Origin of the sequence: Scandinavium hiltneri (assembly GCF_024764835.1) — a bacterium.
GTDB lineage: Bacteria > Pseudomonadota > Gammaproteobacteria > Enterobacterales > Enterobacteriaceae > Scandinavium > Scandinavium hiltneri.
Genome location: NZ_JALIGE010000069.1, coordinates 79,993 through 100,770 on the forward strand (window position 1 = coordinate 79,993; position 20,778 = coordinate 100,770).

Annotated in this window: 13 protein-coding genes and 2 pseudogenes; 7 read left to right on the forward strand and 8 right to left on the reverse strand. The window is 52.8% G+C overall.

What is annotated here, in order from left to right; translation table 11 throughout:
- Positions 1-15: 15 nt before the first annotated feature.
- The 3 genes from MUU47_RS04910 to MUU47_RS04920 form a co-directional block, all read right to left on the reverse strand.
- Positions 16-1,902 (reverse strand): type VI secretion system Vgr family protein, encoded by a 1,887-nt coding sequence (locus tag MUU47_RS04910; protein WP_258987053.1) that lies wholly within the window; start codon positions 1,900-1,902, stop codon positions 16-18.
- Positions 1,903-2,461: 559 nt separating this feature from the next.
- Positions 2,462-2,695, reverse strand: coding sequence for a DUF2526 family protein (locus MUU47_RS04915; protein WP_258987055.1), 234 nt, complete (start codon positions 2,693-2,695; stop codon positions 2,462-2,464).
- Positions 2,696-2,704: 9 nt separating this feature from the next.
- Positions 2,705-4,312, reverse strand: coding sequence for an ABC transporter substrate-binding protein (locus MUU47_RS04920; RefSeq protein ID WP_258987057.1), 1,608 nt, complete (start codon positions 4,310-4,312; stop codon positions 2,705-2,707).
- A 273-nt stretch (positions 4,313-4,585) separates the two neighbouring features.
- Between MUU47_RS04920 and MUU47_RS04925 the strand changes: the two genes are divergently transcribed.
- The 6 genes and pseudogenes from MUU47_RS04925 (at position 4,586) to MUU47_RS04950 (ending at position 12,929) form a co-directional block, all read left to right on the forward strand.
- Positions 4,586-5,905 carry an SrfA family protein gene (locus tag MUU47_RS04925; RefSeq protein ID WP_258987060.1) on the forward strand — a complete coding sequence of 440 codons (1,320 nt, stop codon included), beginning with the start codon at positions 4,586-4,588 and terminating at the stop codon, positions 5,903-5,905.
- Positions 5,905-6,030 (forward strand): annotated as a pseudogene (locus MUU47_RS23475) (virulence factor SrfB); the annotation flags it as partial. The gene MUU47_RS04925 and the pseudogene MUU47_RS23475, both read left to right, overlap by 1 nt.
- 38 nt (positions 6,031-6,068) lie before the next feature.
- Positions 6,069-9,050 (forward strand): virulence factor SrfB, encoded by a 2,982-nt coding sequence (locus tag MUU47_RS04935; protein ID WP_258987062.1) that lies wholly within the window; start codon positions 6,069-6,071, stop codon positions 9,048-9,050.
- Positions 9,047-11,188 (forward strand): virulence factor SrfC family protein, encoded by a 2,142-nt coding sequence (locus MUU47_RS04940; protein ID WP_258987063.1) that lies wholly within the window; start codon positions 9,047-9,049, stop codon positions 11,186-11,188. The genes MUU47_RS04935 and MUU47_RS04940 overlap by 4 nt, the downstream gene beginning before the upstream one ends.
- A gap of 200 nt (positions 11,189-11,388) precedes the next feature.
- On the forward strand, positions 11,389-12,105 hold the full coding sequence (locus MUU47_RS04945; RefSeq protein WP_258987064.1) for an SDR family oxidoreductase: 717 nt from the start codon (positions 11,389-11,391) through the stop codon (positions 12,103-12,105).
- Positions 12,106-12,233: 128 nt separating this feature from the next.
- Entirely contained in the window at positions 12,234-12,929 is a 696-nt protein-coding gene (locus MUU47_RS04950) for an alpha/beta fold hydrolase (protein ID WP_258987066.1), read from the forward strand.
- A gap of 195 nt (positions 12,930-13,124) precedes the next feature.
- On the opposite strand, the gene wcaA is transcribed toward MUU47_RS04950, so the two are convergent.
- From wcaA to MUU47_RS04975, 5 genes and pseudogenes are all read right to left on the reverse strand, one after another.
- Positions 13,125-14,009 carry a colanic acid biosynthesis glycosyltransferase WcaA gene (wcaA, locus tag MUU47_RS04955; RefSeq protein ID WP_258987249.1) on the reverse strand — a complete coding sequence of 295 codons (885 nt, stop codon included), beginning with the start codon at positions 14,007-14,009 and terminating at the stop codon, positions 13,125-13,127.
- 18 nt (positions 14,010-14,027) lie between these two features.
- Positions 14,028-14,327, reverse strand: a pseudogene (locus MUU47_RS04960) (pentapeptide repeat-containing protein); the annotation flags it as partial.
- A 230-nt stretch (positions 14,328-14,557) separates the two neighbouring features.
- Positions 14,558-15,532, reverse strand: a complete 975-nt coding sequence (locus tag MUU47_RS04965) for an AraC family transcriptional regulator (protein ID WP_258987069.1) — start codon at positions 15,530-15,532, stop codon at positions 14,558-14,560.
- A 23-nt stretch (positions 15,533-15,555) separates the two neighbouring features.
- Positions 15,556-17,907, reverse strand: a complete 2,352-nt coding sequence (locus MUU47_RS04970) for a beta-glucosidase (protein ID WP_258987070.1) — start codon at positions 17,905-17,907, stop codon at positions 15,556-15,558.
- Positions 17,908-17,925: 18 nt separating this feature from the next.
- Positions 17,926-19,287 (reverse strand): MFS transporter, encoded by a 1,362-nt coding sequence (locus MUU47_RS04975; RefSeq protein WP_258987071.1) that lies wholly within the window; start codon positions 19,285-19,287, stop codon positions 17,926-17,928.
- A gap of 457 nt (positions 19,288-19,744) precedes the next feature.
- Here MUU47_RS04975 and MUU47_RS04980 point away from each other — a divergent pair, with 457 nt between their 5' ends.
- Entirely contained in the window at positions 19,745-20,734 is a 990-nt protein-coding gene (locus tag MUU47_RS04980) for an ABC transporter substrate-binding protein (RefSeq protein WP_374684549.1), read from the forward strand.
- The last annotated feature ends 44 nt before the right edge of the window (positions 20,735-20,778 follow it).

The window sequence follows — 20,778 nt, forward strand, 5'->3', positions numbered from 1 at the left end:
TTAACAAATTTACTGTTAGTTGATTTGCACTTCGGAACCATCAATGTCCACAATTCCGCTTCCATTAATCTTAATTGTCGCCCCGCAAATTTCAATCTGACCATTAGCTCTCATTGCTATAGACGCAGCGCCCACTTTTAAATCAATAGATTCATTCATTAATTCTATGCTGGCTCCCCCACGTATAATTTTACAGGAGTCTGATTTGACCGTTAGTGTGTAAGTCCCATCAACGGTAACATCTTCGCCTCCACCAATTGTTATAGTTTCATTACCAGTGATATTCACTGTTCTGTTTTCTTTCACCGTCAGTGTCTGATCTTTATCAACTGTGATGTTCTGAAATCCTCCAATTGTTTCTGTATCGTTGTTGGCTATTGTCATCGTTCGATCATGTAATATTTTGGTATTCATATCTCTCTGGGCATGGATAAACACTTCCTGCTTGCCCTTTTCATCTTCAAAACGCAGTTCGTTAAATCCACGGCCTTTATGGGTCTGGGAGCGCAGGCTCATCTGGGTTTTGGTTCCGGGTAGGCCACCCGGTGGCAAATTATTGACATGGTAAGTTCGCCCGATGACCACCGGCTGGTCGGGGTCACCGTTCAGAAATTCAATAATAACTTCATGGCCGATGCGCGGAATGGCCAGGCTTCCCCAGCCTTGTCCCGCCCAGGGCTGGGAGACCCGTATCCAACAGGAGCTGCTGTCATCGGTTTTTCCTGACCGATCCCAGGGAAAACGAACCCGAATACGACCATACGCATCGCAATAAATCTCTTCGCCGGGAGGCCCTGTGACAACGGCAATTTGCGCCCCATCGATACGCGGTTTATCCGTCAGCAGAGGGCGCCAGGTCTGGTTGCGGGGAATAAAGGTGAACTGATTGACCAACGTGGTTCCCGCCTCACCGGCTTCTTCTTCCAGTGCCTGCGGCTGGTGCCCAGTGTGGGTAATTCGGGTTATCTGCCAGCGGGTGTTCATCTCCGCGCGGGGATGGTCAGTCAGGGTAAAATCCGTACCCGGCTGCAGAGCGGCGTAATTAGAATCCCCGTCTCCCTGATGGGCGGTATTACGCAGCGCTTCCACCCGCCAACGGGAAAAGCGTTCCCCGGAGTCATCTTTATAGCGCCCCGGATAATCGTAATGAAAATAGCGCTGCTTCTGATGCTGCATATCCCGCGCGTGATCGCGGTAAACCGCATCCCAACGGGGATTTTTAAAGGTGTAATCCCCTAATATGACGTCTGTCGGGCGCAGGCTTTCACGCCGACGCAGCGTCGTGATGCAAGGCTCCTGAGACGGGGCGACGTTGTAGGGTAAAACGGGGCCGGTATTCTGGCCACCACAGTGGTCAGCGAAGACCAGCGTGTGCTTGTCACTGTCATGTTCAAAGAAGTAAAAGATACCTTCCTCGGCAAACATGCGTTCAATGAATGTTAAATCGTCCTCCTGATACTGGACGCAGAACTCACGGACGGCATGTTCATAGCGCAGTGAATAGGCGTAGTCATTGATACCATGCTCACCCAGCAGCGTTTCAACGATAGTTTGCAGATTTTGTTGCTGAAAAATCCGTGAATTACGCCTCAGACTGGCACGCCAGAGCGTTGGACGAACCGAAAGTGAATAGCGGGTGCGGCGAAAACCGGTGTCGCCCTGCTCCATCGACACCACAATGCCGTTAACAACACGTTGTATGACAGCATCACGCCAGACCGTCAGCGTAATAACTTTATCCAACACTGTACCAAAATCGACAGCAGGTATAGCGCTGGCGAGCTCCAGTTCGAGGGAGAACAGGGCTGAATACTGTTCCTGTAAGGTAAAACCCACGACCGAAAAAGTGTTACCGGGTAAACCTTTTACATTCAGCGTAAAATACAATCCATTATTTGTCATTGATATGATCCATCATTTACTGCGCTAAATTTTATTATCCATAGCCTGCTGCTCAGTAGGGATAAAAAAATAATGTAGAGCATGGCAATATGTTGAGTTTATATGGATTTCGAGTTAAATATACAACTGCCGTGCCATTTGGCAACGCGTTAAATGACGGACCATATCAAATAAAATAGCCAGATAAATTAGAAACATTACCTAATCAGTGAGATATCTTGCCGGGTGGTAATTTCAAAGTGTATTATACTGAGATAATTATTCAGAAAATAACCCAACGCAAATCATCTCGATGATTTTATTGTGATATTTTCTCATGCAGGCTGAGGTTCATGGCTAATTCGTTAGACTTTGATTTATATCAATTCAGAATATATATAGCATTGCGGAATTCAATGATTTTCAAGAGAGCGTCATATCATTTAATATTGACCTCATCAATATAACGATAACGTAATGGCCAACGCCAGTTTCAGGAAAATACCGTGTTCATACTGGTAAGATTTTAAGTATAGGAATGGCATTCCCCCATTACCGGGAAATGCCATAAAGCAAAAACTCAAACGATCGTGCCACCTTTGGTGAGGCTGTCGTGGCGAGCGTCTTCTTCTTCCTTGTGATGACGGCCTTTGTGGGCGATAGCGGTGCGCAGGCGCTGCTGCTGGGTATAACGGTCTTCCCGGCTCAGATCTGCGTCATCGCTCAACACAATCAGCAATTCATTCATACCGATGATAGCACCGTCCTCAATGGCCGCGTCTACCTGGGTACTTACCTCATCCAAATGTGACATATCTGCTCCTTAATTCAGCTTCGCTTTCGAAAAATCACTGCCCATCAGGCTGACGCTGTAGCCGGTCACGTTGCTGCGAGTGGCGAAGAAGGTTTTACCGTTGGCCAGGGCAATCCATGGAGCCTGCTGGTAGAAAATCTCCTGCGCCTGCTGGTACAGCTTCGCGCGTGCGGCCGGGTCGCTGGTCAGCCTGGCTTTTTTCACCAGGCCATCATACCCTTTATCGCACCAGCGCGCGGCATTCGAGCCCGTTTTTATGCTGTCACAGCCAAGCAGCGTGTCGGCAAAGTTGTCCGGATCGCCGTTGTCGGACATCCAGCCAAACAGTGCCGAATCATGTTCGCCTTTGCGCATCCCGGAAAGATATTCACCCCATTCATAGGTTGTAATTTTGGCTTTGATTCCTACTTTCGCCCAGTCACTCTGGATCATCTCGGCGATACGGCGCGAGTTCGGGTTATACGGGCGCTGGACTGGCATCGACCACAGCGTCACTTCCGCGCCTTTCTCAAGCCCTGCCTGCTTTAGCAGCGCTTTGGCTTTTTCAGGGTTGTAATCGTAGTCTGCCAAATGACTGTCGTAACCCAGCATTTTCGGCGGCAGCGGTGATTTTGCGACCGTACCGGAACCCATAAACACCGCATTGACGATGGCCTTTTTGTCCGTGGCGTAGTTCAACGCCTGGCGTACCAGCAGGTTATCAAACGGTTTTTTCTCGGTGTTAAACGCCAGATAACCGACGTTAAGCGCATCCACAGAATGCAGCACCAAATCGTTGTTCTTTTTGATAACGTCGAACTGCACTGGCGACGGTGCAGGGATAATCTGGCATTCGTTGGTTTGCAGCTTCGCCAGACGGGTTTCCACATTCGGGGTGATGGAGAAAATCAGGTGTTTCGTCGGCACCTCGCCATCCCAATAGTTCGGGTTAGCAACATAGCGGATCAGCGAGTCGACTTTATACTGCTGGAATGCATACGGTCCTGTGCCGATAGGCCAGGTATCAACATTTTCCGGCGTCCCTTTTTTCAGCATCGCGTCGGCATATTCCGCGGAAAGGATCGAGGCAAAATCCATTCCCCAGTCGGCCAGGAAAGCGGCGTTTGGTTCAGTTAACTCAAACTGGACGTGATAATCATCAATCTTCTTCACATCTTTGATGAGCTTATCGAGCCCCACGTCGGTGAAATATTCGTAATTCCCCTGCGATACTTTGTGGTACGGATTATTTTCATCCTTCTGGCGCATCACCGAGAAAATAACGTCATCGGCGTTGAAATCACGCGTCGGTTTGAAGAATTTATTGCTGTTGAACTTCACGCCCTGACGCAGGGTAAAGGTATAAGTTTTACCGTCCGGGGAAATAGTCCAGGCGGTTGCCAGCGAGGGGATCGGGGTGTTCTTCTGCGGATCGAAATTTATCAGGCGGTTGTACAACACCTGCGAACTGGCCACGAACGATGGTCCGGAGCTGGCAATCTGCGGGTTGAACGACTCCGGTGATGCTTCGGAGCAGTAAACAAGGGTGTCGTTATTTGCCGCCATTGCGGCCCCTGCCGGTAACAATGCGCTGAGGGCCAGGGCCAGCAGCGTTTTCCCTGTCGGTGTTGGAGACATCGTTATAAGCCTGTTTAGTTTTATTATATGAGGCTTAATCACAGCACAAGGGGGTTATTCTGGCAAATAACGAAACGGCATCAGGTTATGCTTATTCAACCCATTCCGCCGTTTTATTCGCCAATAATTTCACTTAAGAACTTTCTAAAAAAGCAAGCGTTTCACGTGCATTCAATAGCCAGAGTATTTGCTGTTTTTGGCTTTTCCTCGCCCGTTTATCCCCTTCCCGCCTGCGTTAGAGTAGCGGTGTGAAAAAGTCGATGGGATAAGAACGTGGCAAAAACTCTATTACGCAGCGGCAGTCTGGACGATTTCCAGTCCGTGGGCGGCGGCGGCCAGGCCGTATTTGCATCAGCATTACAGATTCGTGAGACGCTGCGCCTGCGCAAACAGCAGACGCTGGTTGAGTGTCTGGCTATCCCGCAGGTCAACGATGATGGCGATCGCGTGGACTGGTATTCGCCGGTTGAAGGCGACGTGTTGGCGTGGAAAGCGGCCGATGAAGACCTGCGTGAGCGCGCACTGAATCAGCTGGAAACCATGGCCGACGGCGCGCTGAGTCTGGCTCGCAAATGCCAGCAGTCCGACAAAACCGCACAGCAGTTGTTCGGCGCGCTGCTGGAAAAAGCGTTGCAGTTTCCTGGCGAAAACCACGTTTTCCTGGTCAGCGGCAAACCGGTTATCACCTTCTGGGGCTTTGTGAATCTGAACGAAAGCGCCCGCGAGGAACTGTTTGGTTGCCTGCATTTAGCACCCGAGCCAAAACCCGTTATCGACCTTTACGAAGACATTCCGGATGAAGACGCGCTTAAAGTCACCTTCAGCCAGGCCGATGAGCCGCTGCTGGCGATGACCGTTGCCGCAGAAGCACAAGAATTTCCTGAACCTAAACTCATTGAAGAAAGCGTCGAACCAGAGGCCCCAGTGGACGTCGCTGTGCAGAAAGCCTTTCGCCGCATTCCGCTGTGGAGCTTACCGGTGGCGGCCGTACTCGTCGCCGCCATTGCCGGGCCGCTGTTATGGCCTCGGTCGACGACCTCCGCGGAACCGGTTCTGGCCCATGTGGAACCCATCGCAGTGACAAAACCGACGGCACCTGCACTGCCAGAACTGACGCACTCCCTGCCGCTGCATCTGGCGAGCGTCAACGAGCCGGTAAAAGAAGAGAAGCCGGAGGAAAAACCGGTGATTATTGCTGCCATTGCGAAAGATGCGCTGGTGATGGAGGCCGATCAGATGCGCGCTGGCACCACCAAATTCCTTAACGGCACCTGGCGTGTGCTGGTCGACGTGAAAGATCCGGTCACCGGTAAGGCTCCGTCACTGCGCTATCAAATTCTCAACAATAAAGGCAATGCGCGTCTGGTGCATGGCGACAATGTGGTCTGTAAGGCTGAAATTTTCTCCGGCCTGCATCAGAATGGCGAGCTGTTGGTAAAAAGCCGTGGCAACGAGCGTTGCAGCGATGGTTCACGCTATCCGGTTCCAGAAATTACCTGTAAAGCAGGCGTCAGCGACGTGGCGGAATGCACCGGACGCTACGACGCAAACACCGTCGTACCGTTGACGTTCCGTAAAGTGGGGGCGCGCTAATGCTGGTTACTCTATGTGATTATCAACAGAGCATCACTCTGATTGCTAACAGCGGGGTGCAGTTTCTCGATTTTGGGCTGACGCCACAGGATTCCTTAAGCAATGGACGCTACGACGCAAACACCGTCGTACCGTTGACGTTCCGTAAAGTGGGGGCGCGCTAATGCTGGTTACTCTATGTGATTATCAACAGAGCATCACTCTGATTGCTAACAGCGGGGTGCAGTTTCTCGATTTTGGGCTGACGCCACAGGATTCCTTAAGCAATGGACGCTTCGTGCGTAAAACCGCCAACGGTCCGCTGCTGCGTCTGAACTACGACATCGTCAATAGCCGCTACACGCTGCCTGCCATCGACGGCCAGCAGGCTGAAGTGGTGAAACCCGAAAGCACCCTTCCGCTCGATCACTCTCTGGCGATGCTCGACGGCGTCTGGCTGCCGCTGCCGTTCCTGCGTTTTAATCCGCCCCGCACGTTTGTGGAAGGCCCGGACAACTGGACGCGCGTGCAAATTCGCAAACTGCCCGAGCCGGACAGCGCCGGAAACACGCACCGCGTCACCATCGCCCTCGACAGCCAAATTCGTGACGACGCCCCTTCCGCTCTGGCCCCGATTGAAAATGACCTGCTGAACGGGACACGTTTTGCACTGGCCTGGCGCGATGAAGAAGTGGCTGATTTCCTCGATCAGACCTGGATTGACGGCTGGCTACGCGAAGTCTTCAGCCATTACGCCAGCGTGGAAGAAAACCGCAGCGAGCGTGACATTGCCCAGGCGATGCGCGGCTTTGAATATCAGGGGCACTGGCTGAACCTGCTGGCGCTGCTGGGTGAACAGCTCAGCGTGCCGGAAGTGAAAATCGCCACTGCCACCGTTAGTACGCCGGCGATCCCGGTGGATTTGATTCTGGACGTCGGCAACAGCCATACCTGCGGGGTGATCATCGAAGATCATGGCGATGCCAACGATGGTTTGCGCCAGACCGCAGAATTACAGGTACGCTCGCTGAGTGAACCGCAGTTCCTCAATGCCCCGTTATTCACCAGCCGCCTGGAGTTCTCCGAAGCGCGCTTTGGCAAACAGCATTTCTCGGTAGAAAGCGGACGCGAAGATGCGTTCGTCTGGCCGTCAATCGTTCGCGTGGGCGATGAAGCCCGCAAGCTGGCGATGCAGCGTCTGGGCACCGAAGGCAACAGTGGGATCTCCAGCCCGCGCCGCTATTTATGGGATGAAACACCGACCGTTCAGGACTGGCGCTTCAGCCAGATGAACAGCCGTACACAGCGCGAACCGCTGGCTGCCGCGTTCCCGCTGGCTTATCTGATGAATGATGACGGACAGCCACTGTTTACACTGCCGCAGGATGAGCGGATGCCGGTGTTTTCACCGCAGTACAGCCGCAGCACGCTGATGACGCATATGCTGTGCGAAATTCTGTCGCAGGCGCTGGGACAAATTAACAGCGTGGCGACCCGCCAGCGCCTCGGTTTCCCGTCTTCGCCGCGCCAGCTGCGTACCCTGATTTTGACGCTGCCGTCGGCGATGCCGAAACAAGAACGCGAGATTTTCCGTCGCCGTATGTTTGAAGCCATTGCCCTGGTGTGGAAAGCACTGGGCTGGCACCCGCAGGACGACGACTTTGTGACGCAAAAACAGCAGGACAAGAGCGTTGTTCCGGTGCCAAAAATCCACATGGAGTGGGACGAAGCCAGCTGTGGCCAGCTGGTGTGGCTGTATAACGAGGCAATGTCGCACTTTGGTGGACAGACAGAAGCATTTTTCCCCGCTCTTGCCCGCCCGGATCGTGACCCGGAACCCGGCAGCCGTCCAGGTCGAGCCCTGCGCGTGGCGGCCATCGATTTAGGCGGCGGCACCACCGATATGGCCATCACCCATTATCGACTGGATGAAGGCACCGGCAGCAACGTCAAAATCACGCCGCAGCTGCTGTTCCGCGAAGGGTTTAAGGTGGCGGGCGACGATATTCTGCTCGACATTATTCAGCGCTGCGTGCTGCCCGCGCTGCAAACTCAGCTGCAAAAATCCGGTATTGCCGATGCGCCAGCCTTGATGGCAACGCTGTTTGGCGATTCCGGGCGCATTGATACGCAGGCCGTGCTGCGCCAGCAAACGGCCCTGCAGCTGTTTATGCCTGTTGGTCATGCCATTCTTGGGGCGTGGGAAGAAAGCGACATCAACGATCCGCTGGCGGGTCTGCATGCCACCTTCGGCGAACTGTTAGCGCAGACGCCGACCCGCAACGTGATGAATTATGTCAGCCAGGCAATCAGCCACGCGCAGCCAGCCGGTTCGGAGCCTTTCGATCTATTCGCCACGCCGTTGCAGGTCAGCTTCCGCGATTTACACGATGCAATGCTGGCGGGCGAATTTACCATCGCCGCCCCGCTGCATGCGGTGTGCGAAGCGATTTCACATTACGCCTGCGACGTGCTGCTGGTGACCGGGCGTCCGGGCTGTCTGCCGGGCGTTCAGGCGCTGATCCGTTATTTGCAGCCGGTGCCGGTGAATCGCATGGTGTGGATGGACAGCTATCACGTCCACGAATGGTATCCGTTCAGCCAGCAAGGCCGCATCGGCAACCCGAAATCCACCGCCGCCGTCGGCGCGATGCTGTGCAGCCTGGCGCTGGATTTACGTCTGCCGCGCTTTAATTTTAAAGCGGCGGATATCGGCGCCTACTCCACCGTACGCTATCTCGGCGTGCTGGACAGCACCGTCAACACGCTGCGCGAAGAAAATATTTGGTATTCAGCGCTCGATCTGGACAAACCGGGGGCGAAGGTCGATACGCAGGTACATTTCCCCCTGCGCGGCAACGTCACACTCGGCTTCCGTCAGCTCGCCAATGCCCGCTGGCCCGCGACACCGCTGTACACTCTGAGCATCAACTCGCCGGAAGTGGCAAAAGCCATTGCCGGGGACGGCGTGTTGCAGGTTCGCCTGCAGCTCACTGGCGGCAATAAATCCGAAGGCCCGGAAGCCTTTGTGCTGGCCGACGCCTGGCTTCAGGACGGCACGCCGGTGGCACCGGACGCCCTGACGCTGAAACTGAATACTCTGGCCGACCGCCGTCATAGCGGCAGCCATTACTGGATCGACAGCGGGAGCGTGTACCTGAAATGAGCCGACTGCAAACTATCATCGACTGGACCCACGCGAACCGTCGGACCTCGCCGCTTTTCGATACCGATGCTGATGCATTGCTCACGCGTTTGTATCAACTAAAAGCGCAGGAAACAGCGCTGAAAACCGCGCAGTCCGCCCCGGCAAGCATTGCGCTTTACGGGCATTCGCAGGCGGCAAAAGCGCACCTGCTTGGTACACTTTGCAGCAGCGGTAACGGCCGTTTACTGGTGCACACCGGCAGTAAAACACTCGATTATTTCACGCACCTTAACCCCGGTCATGCCGTGACGCGGATGGCGCTGCGTTTTAGCCACAGCGCGCAAACCCCGGACGACGCGTTTCCGCTACGCCTGCGCATTATGCGTGAGGCGGAACTGGTACAGCTGTTTCTCGCCCATGCGTTGCAGCACGGCGCGGTGCGTCAGGTAGAAAAATCAGTAGTGGCCGCGCGGCTGAATGCCTGGCAATCGCTTCGCCAGACGCAGCCGGTACCGGGAATGAATGAAGAAGATGTCGCGGCTATCGCCCACTTCTGGCAAGTGAATGTGCCTGCCCAATATCAGCAGATTGACGACGCCCTGTGGCAGCAGTTTATTCAGCTGTTACCGTGTCTCGACCTTAGCGCGCGTGCCAGCGCCTGGGCACTGCTATGGGGCGAACAGCAGGAACTGACCCGCCAGTGGCTGACGCTGGCGCATGTGCTCCAGCAGTGCGGAAACGCACGCGAACTGGCCGCGCCGCTCAGCTTGCTGGTCGACAGTTTCGCCTTACCCGCTGAGGGTTTTCTGACGCCAGAGTGCGAACCAGAAGGCGAAACGGTAGTGCATCCGCTGATCGACGAACAGTTACACAATGCCGTCAGCCTGCCGCTAAACGCGTTGGCCTTGCTGACCGTTGAACTGGTCTTGCCAACTGAAAATGGCGTGCTGGATAACGTCGACCTGATTGATATCCCGCAGCCCGCCCAGGGAACTGACCATGCGCTGTGGGCCAGTAAATGCCGCTGGCTGCTGGAACATTATCGCCAGCAGATGCAGCCCGATCTGCTGCTGATTTGTAATGCAGCGGCCACGCGCGGGCAGATCCCAACCAGCGCCCGTGCGCTGGTGCGCTGGGTCAGCGACACCCAACCGCAGCACGACGCCGCGTTACCGGGCCTGGTGTGGGCCATTACTCCGCAGGACGACCGCTTCGTGCGTAAGCTGAATCTTGACGAAGCCGTTCAACAGTTAATTGAGAAACCGGGCCAGCGTTGGGGGACGTTACAGGCGCTCGATGGCAGCAGTTTGCAACGGCTGATCGAATGGTTGTCACAGGCGACGGCACCAGCGTTGCGCGCGGCACGTTTTGAACGCCTGAGTGAACGTCAGCCACAGGCTGTGCGCCAGATTATGGCCTGTTGGCAGCACGCGCCGCAGACCGATGCCGCCAGCGCGCGTCTCCAGGCTGAAAATCTCGTGCGTGAATTGCAGAGTCACGCTGCGACCCTCGGTGAGCTGCTGGAAGGTTTATTGCCCCCTCTTTCCACCTTCGAACAGCTCAGCCAGGTGCAGCAGCCACGTGAAGAAAAAGTCAGTGAACTGTTCAGCGATAACATGGATCTTTTCGCCCTCCCGGACGACCCGCAGGCCAGCGGCAGTGCTCGACAGGACAGCGGCTTTCAGGCTCATGCGCTGTGGGTGAATTACCTGCGCCAGTGGAGTCGCAGCGAATCCCACGCCCGTCGCTATGGAATTGCTCCGGCGGTGCTCCAGCAGCTGGCAGATTGTCTGATAATCACCAGCTACCGGCTCGATTTGCCAAAACAGCTACAGGCGGTCATTCCGGATGAGCGCGCCAGCGCCGCACGCCTGAGGGCCACTATCAGTAATTTTCTGGCGTGGCTGGGCTACGCGGATATGCCCGTCGATTCACGCCCGCCAAGCCGCGTGGTGAAAGGCAGTACTCTGTTTGCTCCAACGGCGAGTAATACCGAACGTCTGACGCAGTTAGGTGAGCGCCCTGCCCACGCTGCCACGCGCTATGTCTATGACTGGCTAGTCGCGTTGTTCACCCGTGCCACCGAAGCGCCGGACTATCGCCACCCGTTGGACCTTTCCCCGGAAGCCCGCGCTCAACTGAATAAATTGATGTAACCCATCTGCGGCTCACAGGGATGTGAGCCAGGCATATTTACGGTTGTTGATTAACGCGTCAAAAGCTGACATGACGGGGAGTTTTGAGCGAGGATCGGAGGTTGGCAATTATTCTGCTAGCCTAATGGAGGGTTAGTAAAAAATGGGATTTCAGTAAGCATTTGATTCGCATTCTTCCAAACGAAACAGAGGATTTTAATATGGGGCCATATCGCACTTATCTAATCACTGGTGCAACACGAGGGATAGGAAGAGCTCTCAGTGATAAATTATCAAAACAGGGTCATCTGGTTGTCGGCATTGCTCGTAATGACGATACCAGCTTCCCTGGTACTTTATATACGGCCGATCTGAGCAGCGCTGATGAAACAAATTTAATTCTAATGAAAATTGCCGAAAATCACGAAGTTCACGGCATAGTGAATAATATTGGTGTAGCCTTACCTCAACAACTTGGAGGTATTGATATTCAAACGTTCCAACATGTCATGGATATAAACGTACGCGTGGCAGTTCAAATAACACAAGCACTCATCGGCAACATGAAGAGCAGAGGCTGGGGAAGAATTGTTAATGTATGCAGCCGTGCCATTTACGGTGCGATTGACCGAACAGCTTACTCAGCAGCAAAAAGTGCTCTGGTAGGTTGTACACGGACCTGGGAATTAGAACTTGCTCAATTCGGGATCACCTCAAACGCGATTGCACCTGGGCCAATAGAGACAGAGCTTTTTCATAAAACACGACCCGTTGGAAGTGAAGCAGAACAACGTGTTTTATCGACAATCCCTATGGGCAGACTTGGTTCTCCTACTGAAGTGGCTTCAGCAATAGCCTTTCTTTTATCACCAGAAGCGAGTTTTATTACTGGCGTGGTGCTGCCTGTTGATGGTGGAGGAAGCTTGGGAGGACGTTAGAAACGTTAAGAAACTCTGTGGAAATAGACAACGCCTATCCAGGGCTGGAATTTGATATTGTCGCAGTTAGTCAGATATTTTTAACCTGTCTAACCCAATAAATACACTGATGCATTTAAGCGAGATCTATGAGTTTAAAGCCGCGTACAATCGTTTTAATTCCCGGGTTTATGCTGAATGAAATGCTTTGGCATGAATTTGAAACATACCTGCCGTCAAACTGTATTGTTCATCATGCATCTGTAACTGAAGGACGAACCCTTCATGATGTAGTGCAGCATCTGATTACCCTTCTGCCTGAGAAGTTTTCTTTGATAGGTTTTTCGATGGGAGGGTATATTGCCCGACAACTGGCAGCAGAATTGCCTGAACGTGTAGAGTCCTTAGTGCTTATTGCCAGTTCCTTACGGGAAGATACGCCGTTAGAGGCTGAAGCAAAGCGGAAAAGCATGCAGTTATTGTCCCCCACAACGTTTAAGGGGCTGAGCAGCCATGCTATTGCCCGGTCACTCCACCCTCTAAACACATCAAATCAGGATATGATTTCAGCTATCCAGAAAATGGGATGCTCTCTGGGATTTGAAGCCTTCATCACGCAATCATCCTTATCCAGGCAAGGTATACCTTCTGCAACGATATATTGTCCAACGCTGGTTATCGCCAGTGAAGATGATGCCATCCGTTCGATGAAGGAGGCAGAAGAGTTGGTTGAAGCCATACCTTATGCATCGCTAAGAATCATTCGCGATTGCGGCCATATGATTCCGCTCGAACAGCCCTGGGAGTTGGCAAGAACAATTGTTGAATGGATCCCGGCTACGTAAATTATTGGGTGTTTATCCGGCAAATTTCCCGACTTACTTCATCGGGGTAAGGTCCGCTCCTGGCTGTGAGTTCAACCGATGGATGCCCACTATGAGCGAAAAATGAAAGCTGTGACGTCTCATAAATCGCCTCAACTTTCAACCTGAACTAACCCACGATACTAAAGACCGAAGATCTTTCATTATCTGTCCGCATTAGAACTTCCTGTTCCGGAAGCTGGAATACATCATCAGATAGCGTTTCAGATTGCGTAGCGTCATCAGTTTCATCAGCGTTTGCGGGCGCATCTTTTTATTGCGGATGTAGTACAGGGTGAAAAGCTGATATTTTTTACTCGATACGTCTAATTTGGCTTTGTGCTTACGGTAAAAATCCAGATAACCTGCAAACTTTCGTCCTGAGCAAGTGATGCGGACCTCTCCGTGATTGACATAAAGCACCTGGGTGATCGCATCCAGCTTGAAAGGATCGCCGAAGGTTTCTGCCAGCCGGTAAAAGGCATCGTAATCCTGTGCAGCCGTCAGGCGCTCATCGAACAGAACCTGCTGCATCCTACTGGTTAAGGTCAGCATCTGGTTGCCGATAATATTCCGCTTATCAAACAGGCTCTTTTTATAAGCCGGTTTCGGATACACCTGTAACTCATCAGGATGATGGTATCCGGTACTGTCGCAGAGGTAATCATTGGCGTATAAAAAGCCGTGCTGCTGAAGTTTATGCTGGCAGGCAAGAAAAGAGGACAGGCGTGTCGGCAGCCATTCATCATCATCATCCAGACCTGTTATCAGATAACCCCGGGCCATTCGTATCGCCTGATTCCGGACGGCACAGGCCCCGGAATTAAATTCATTGCGGATATAGGTTATACGGGGGTCATTCAGATTGACGATATACGTCTGGAGTTGCTCAAATGACGATGAGAAATCGTCGATTATAATGAGTTCCCAGTGTTCATAGTCCTGTTTCAAAACCGATTGTATGGCACGGATAGTCAGCGTTTCACGGTTCCAGGTAGGCATATAGACGGAAATGAGTGGCCGGGATAACAGTATGTCAGTGCCAACATCCTCTCGTACCATCTGTACCCCGGTAAACCTGGCGTCAGGCACGTCACTCCCGGAAAAATTCACGCCGGTACAATCTGCGTGACTGAAAATCGCACCTTCAGTTTTACAGTGGCTGAAATTCGCCCCTGTCAGAGAAGCATAAGAGAAATCAGCCCCCCGAAGATCGCTGAACGAAAGATCACATCCCGATAAATTAATATTGCGCAAGTTAAGCCTCCGGAGATCCATAAACCGCAGGTCAGCACCTGCCATATCCGACTGATGATGAGAGTTTTTAATAGAATGATGATATTTCAGCAGTTTTCTTTGAATTCTTTTTTTGCTGTTCATGTTCAGCTTACAGTGAGTACCGATAAAAAATCAGGATCGCAGTTAATCACTCTCCTTACCTTCCTGCAATCAGACCCAGACATTTTCAGAAATATGCTCAAAGACAAACTGACACTTATTAATATTCATTCGTATATTGCTGCATGCGGAGCAAGACTGTTCTCCCTTTCATAGAGAGATTTTTTGAGGCGAAACTGGAAATTATCAAAATCATGACGTTGACGCAGGTATTAATGTGCAGACTCGCATCGCTGGCTCAGCCTTAGCCGTTCGAGTAGCGCAGGGTTGAGTGGCAGACACAGGCAATCTTCCCCCAGCGCCAGCTCGCTTTCGATGACATTTTGGCGGGAGATAAAGCGCTTGCGGTACTCGGTTGGCGTCAGCCCACAATACTTATTGAAAGCGGCAATCAGGTATTTATGTTCCTGAAAGCCGCAGTTGTGGCTTATCTCGGTTATCGGCGTGCGGGTATCGCGCAGCAGAGTACGGGCTTTGTTGAGTCGTACCAGCGTCAGGTACTCTTTGAAATTATGCCGGCTCACCTTCTTAAACATGCGTGAAAACCACGAGTAGCTCACCCCACAATGGTGGGCGACATCGCTCAACGTCAGCGACTGATCAAAGTGCTGATTAATAAACTCGATCCCCTCTTTGATCATCGCTTCTTCACGCAGCGAGCTTTCTTCCCGTTGTGTCGGTTCTCCCGCCGCCGCCAGCGCATCCAGCAACAGGTAAGTTGCCGCAATACGCTGAAACGGTGCACGGTTATCGATAAGCTGCTCAAGCAGTGTCGCCAGCCGCTGCTGCACCTGTCGGTCAGCCTCGGTGGCAACGCCTGCCTGCGTACGCCATTTCAGCGACGGTGCAGAGTGCAGCTCGTCAAAAAGCCCCGGGGAAAACTGGACGGTCACCAGTTGGCTACCCGCCTCTTCTGCACACAGAGAATGCACCTCTTGCGCATTGATATAGAGCATCTCTCCCTGCGAAAGCACCAAACGCTGCTGGCCAACGGCGAGTGAAAACCGTCCCGCCAGCACCGTGATGAGCTCCGGCGCCGGATGCCAGTGAGGTTCGCAATAACGCACCTCAGCGGCAAACACGTTCAGTTTCTCCGCGTCAAAAGCAATCAGCTCGTAGCCGCTATTGACCGTTTGTCGCCCGGTTTGTGCCGTCGGGCCCGGATGAGTCACTGAAAAAGGAAACATGCAATATCTCTTATCGTTAACGGTTATTCTCGCCCGGCCAGCACGGCATTTAGCTCGTCACGCTCAATGTCCAGCGCCAGGAACTCCGTCAGGGCGATGAGCAGTCCACAGAACAGATCTGGTGCCAGGCGGATCAGTTTTTCACGCACCTGGTCTGGCGACCGTTGGCTTTTCCCGGCAATAAGCGCCACTACCCGTGCAAAGGCTTCCGGTTGCTGAATTAACTGCTGCAGGGAATTGTCGTCGCGCAGGGGTACATAGCGTGGCGGACAGTCCACTTCGACTTCAGCATACAGCGGTAAATCACGAGAGGAACGACCCACGTGAATCTGCCATGTCCCCGGCGTGATGACCCAGTCGGCCAGTCCCGGATGGTAACAGGCCAGCTCGGCTATCGGTAATTGCAGACTCACCCGACGCGTTTCACCGGCGGCTAAGGCCACTTTACTAAAGCCCTTAAGCGCTTTCACTTCGCGGATAAGCTCGCCGTCCGGCGCACTAACGTAGAGCTGGGCTATCTCTTTGCCATCCCGCTCGCCGACATTCGTGAGATCAAACGAAAGCGTGAGCGTGTCGGCCTCCCCCACCTGCGTGGCCGACAGATCCAGATTCGCGTAGGTAAATTGTGTGTAGCTTAAGCCAAAACCAAACGGGAAACGCGGGGTCAGGCAGCGCTTATCATAATAGCGATAGCCGACAAACAGCCCTTCTGCATAATGATGACGTAAATTTTCACCCGGATAGTTCAGCCAGGCTGGCGTCTCTTCCAGCGTATTCGGTACCGTCACCGTCAGTTTGCCGCAAGGGTTGCGTTTGCCAAACAGAATTTCCGCTACTGCACGTCCCATTCCTTGTCCGGCAAAGAAGGTCTCCAGCAGCGCTTTACACTGACTGAGCCACGGCATTACCACCGCATCGCTGTTTGCCAGCACCACCACCACATTCGGCTGAACCTGTGATACTTCACAGATCAGGCGCTCATGCCCGGCCAGAATATTCAGATCCTGACGATCGCCGTTTTCACCGTCTTCACCTACGGCGGTACTGACAAATATCACCGCCACATCAGCATCCTGTGCCACCCTTCTGGCCTGCTCCAGGGCAGCTTCATCGTCGTTGAGATCGTCTGGTGCGCCAACTGCCCAGGTCACGTTAAAGTCATCGCCTGCGAGGTCAAAAATTTCACCCAGCGGGCGGTCAAGCAGATACGGTACCGTGGTCGCGCACCCTGAGCCCTGAATCACTGGCTCCAGCGCTGGTTTACCGAGTACGGCTATACGGCGCGTTTTTTCCGGGCGCAACGGCAAAATATCATCGTCATTTTTCAGCAGCACAATCGATTCTGCTGCCAGGTGCTGCGAAAGCACATGATGCGCCGGGAAATCGGCCCGTGCGTCCGGACGACGGTTGCGCTGCACTTTATCCAGTAGCACCAGCATGCGATAGCAGGCACGATCAACAACGGCCATCGGGACTTCTCCTGCGTCGATCGCTGCCAACAGTGTCTGTTTATCGCGGCGGGTTTCTGGCATTGCCAAATCATTCCCTGCCAGCAAGGACGCCGGACGGTCTTTAATACCGTACCAGTCAGACATGACCAGTCCGTCATAGCCCCATTCATCACGCAGTACCTGCGTTAACAGGAATGGATCCTGAGACGTTTGCACGCCGTTTAAGCGGTTATAGGAAGACATCACCGTCCACGGCTGCGATTTGGCAATCGCCCGCTGAAAGCCCGCCAGGTATATTTCGCGTAACGCACGTTCTTCGATAACCGAGTCCATCTCCGTGCGTCGGTACTCTGAATTGTTGGCGGCGAAGTGCTTCAGGCTGGCGCCCACGCCTTCGTCCTGTAAGCCATTAATCAGTGCGGCGGCGATATCCCCGCTCACCACCGGATCCTCAGCGTAATATTCGTATCCGCGCCCGGCAAGCGGCGTGCGGCGAATATTGATCCCTGGCCCGAGCAGGATGCCTACGCCCATGTGCTGGCATTCGCGTCCCAGTGCCTGACCCATCTGATAAACCAAGTCCACATCCCAACTGCACGCCAGGCTTGAACCATTCGGAAAGCAGGTGGCCGGTAGCGAGGCGCTAAACAGGGCTTCACTGCCCCCTTTCGCCGCCGGTTCTTCTGCACTGGCCTGGTCTGCGGTCTGGGTGATCACTGAAATGAAATCATCCATGCTCCATTTCTCGCTGCCATCGATTTGCGCACTGCTGTAGCGCACGCCATAGGTGCCGTCGGTCATAACAATATCGTCGATATCGTGCTGCGGCAGGCTGGCTGTGCGCCATAAGCCGCTCCCGGTCAGTAGAGCAACTTTCTCTTCTGCAGTCATTGTGGCGATAAGGCGTTTAAAATCACGATTCATTTCTCTGACTCCCTGAGGTTAAAGCGCGTTTTGTTTACGCAGGCTGATTTTTTGCACAATATCGCGATAGGTTTTTTCATCCAGCGAATAGGCAGCGATAAAAATGGCGCTGATAGCAAACATCGCGCCGGGGAACAGCGTCATCAAAATATTGATACCGTTCAGGGCACTGGCGCTGATATTCCCGGCCTCATAGTGATAATAATCCAGCATCCATCCGGCGCAACCACCGCCAATCGCCATCGCAATCTTGGTGATAAAATTGAAGAAACCATAAATAGCGCCTTCGGTACGCACGCCGTGATGCCACTCCGCATATTCTACAGTGTCGGCAATCATAGACCACATCGCAACAAATCCCATGCCTAGCGTAATACTAAACAGGCTTACGCCACTCATTATCAGCCATATATTATGGGCAGCGACAAAATACTGCATTATTACACCAAGCACGCCTATCAGTAGTGCCACTTGCACCATTTTCTTTTTGCCCATTATTGCAATGATCTTTTCTGACATCACAGTTCCTAAAATATAAGCCGCGGACTGAATCATAAAGAATGTGGCGGTAAACCCTTCGTTGCCGATAATGTATTTAATAAAGTAGATAGCAATTGCCATCCACACGGTATAGGCAATATAGAAAAAGACGGTAAACAGCGACAGGTTGATGAGTGGCGTATTGCCGACGACAGCGCGAAACATTTCGCGCAGGGTGGGTGCAGGTGTCTCTTCTTCTTCACCGACGCGTTCTTTGGTCATGCCAAAGCAGGCAAGGAACAAGAAGGTGGCCAGCAGTGCAAAACAGGATACCGCAAAGACATAGCCTAACTGTTTGTCATCAAAGGGGGAGATCAGTAAATCGGCAGTGGTTGATACTATAAGGTAGCCAACGATAGCCAGCACAAACCGGTACACTGACAAAGACGACCGTGATGCTTCATGTTGCGTCAGTCGATTGGTCAGCGCTGAGTATGGCGTGTTCACCGCAGTGTAAGCCAGGCAGTAAATTGTATACGAGATGAGAGCAAAAAAGAATTTCGCTTGTCCAGCAAACGGTACAAAGCAGAGCACAGTCAAGAACCCGAGCGGTATCGCACCATATAACAACCAGGGGCGCAGTTTTCCATAGCGACTGTGCGTTTTATCAATCGCAAAGCCAATCAGAATATTGAAGATGGCATCAATAACGCGGGCAATAACGAAAATCAAACTGGCCTGTGTGGCACTAAGCCCGTAGATATTGGTATAGAAGAACAATAGAAAGAGAGAGACAAAACCAAATGACAAATTAGAGGCTAAGTCACCGAAACCATAACCTATTTTTTCTTTAATGCCGATAACGACATAGCTTGCTGAGAGTTTGTTTTCTGTTTCCATTTTGAACTGCCCATTTTTGTAATATGCCCGGGCAGTATATGCCTGGGGTTATTTAATCACTTTGCGTTCTTTGTCCGGGGGATTCCTGTTTTTTGTCTTTATAGAGAAGTGTGAACGAAATCACAGGGCCTCGCAGGCATGGACATCTCTGAACCACATGCGCTTACGACTGCTCTCCTTCCTGCCTATCTGCACTCAGTCACAAAATCCACATCGCTTTTCTGCCCTTTCTTGACAACCTGAATCAGGAGTGTCAATTCTTGCTTCACCGATTGAGCAAATGTAGCAGCAATGATAATGAAAAGCTGAATTTTGGTTTCCTGATGTTTAAGCAAAACCGCTACCTCAGTGAATGAATGGTGAGGTGGTCATCTTATTCGAGTCAGTGAGGAGTAAAACTATGCGTTACCCTACAGTATTCAAAGCATCGCTTATTGCGGCAATAGGTTTTAGCGGAATGGCACAGGCGCAGGAAGCCGCTACCGTTGCGTTTCTGATGCCCGATCAGGCATCCACCCGTTATGAGCAGCATGATTTTCCCGGCTTTAAAACGGAGCTGACCAGGCTCTGCCAGCAGTGCAAGGTTATCTACCAGAACGCCAATGCCAGCGCCTCTTTGCAACAGCAGCAGTTCAACTCCGCCATTGCCCAGGGCGCGAAAGTGATTGTCCTGGATCCGGTTGACTCCTCTGCCGCTGCCGGCCTGGTGGAAATCGCCCACTCCCAGGGTGTGAAAGTGGTGGCTTACGACCGCCCTATCCCCGGTAAGCCCGCCGATTTTTATATCTCCTTTGATAACGAAGGCATCGGCTACGCGATATCCGCCTCGTTGGTTGAACAACTGAAGGCGACAAACGTACCCGCTGGCGCCGGTGTGCTGCAGATTAACGGCTCGCCGACCGATGCCGCAGCAGGTCTGATTCGCGACGGTATCCACCGCGGGCTGAAGGACTCCGGTTACAAAACGTTAGCTGAGTTCGACACTCCGGAATGGGCTCCACCAAAGGCGCAGGAGTGGGCTGCCGGTCAGATAACCCGCTTCGGCGATAAAATTAAGGGTGTGGTCGCGGCGAATGACGGGACCGGTGGTGGGGCTATCGCCGCCTTTAAATCCGGCGGTGTACAGCCTATTCCTCCGGTAACCGGCAACGATGCGACAATCGCCGCATTGCAGTTGATTATCGCCGGGGATCAGTACAACACCATCTCCAAACCGTCGGAAATCGTTGCTGCCGCTGCCGCGAATGTTGCGGTGCAGTTGATCAATGGTCAGAAGCCGAAGGCTACCTCAACCCTCTACAACACACCGTCACAGCTCTTTGTTCCGGCGGTGATCACCGCCAAAAATATCAAAGCGGAAATCTTTGATAAGAAAATCCAGACGCCGCAACAAGTCTGTACCGGAGAGTACCAGCAGGCCTGCCAGAAATTAGGGATCCTCAACTAAGTCGCAGCCGGTGCGTTCGCAGACGCACCGACGATAAGAAGGTT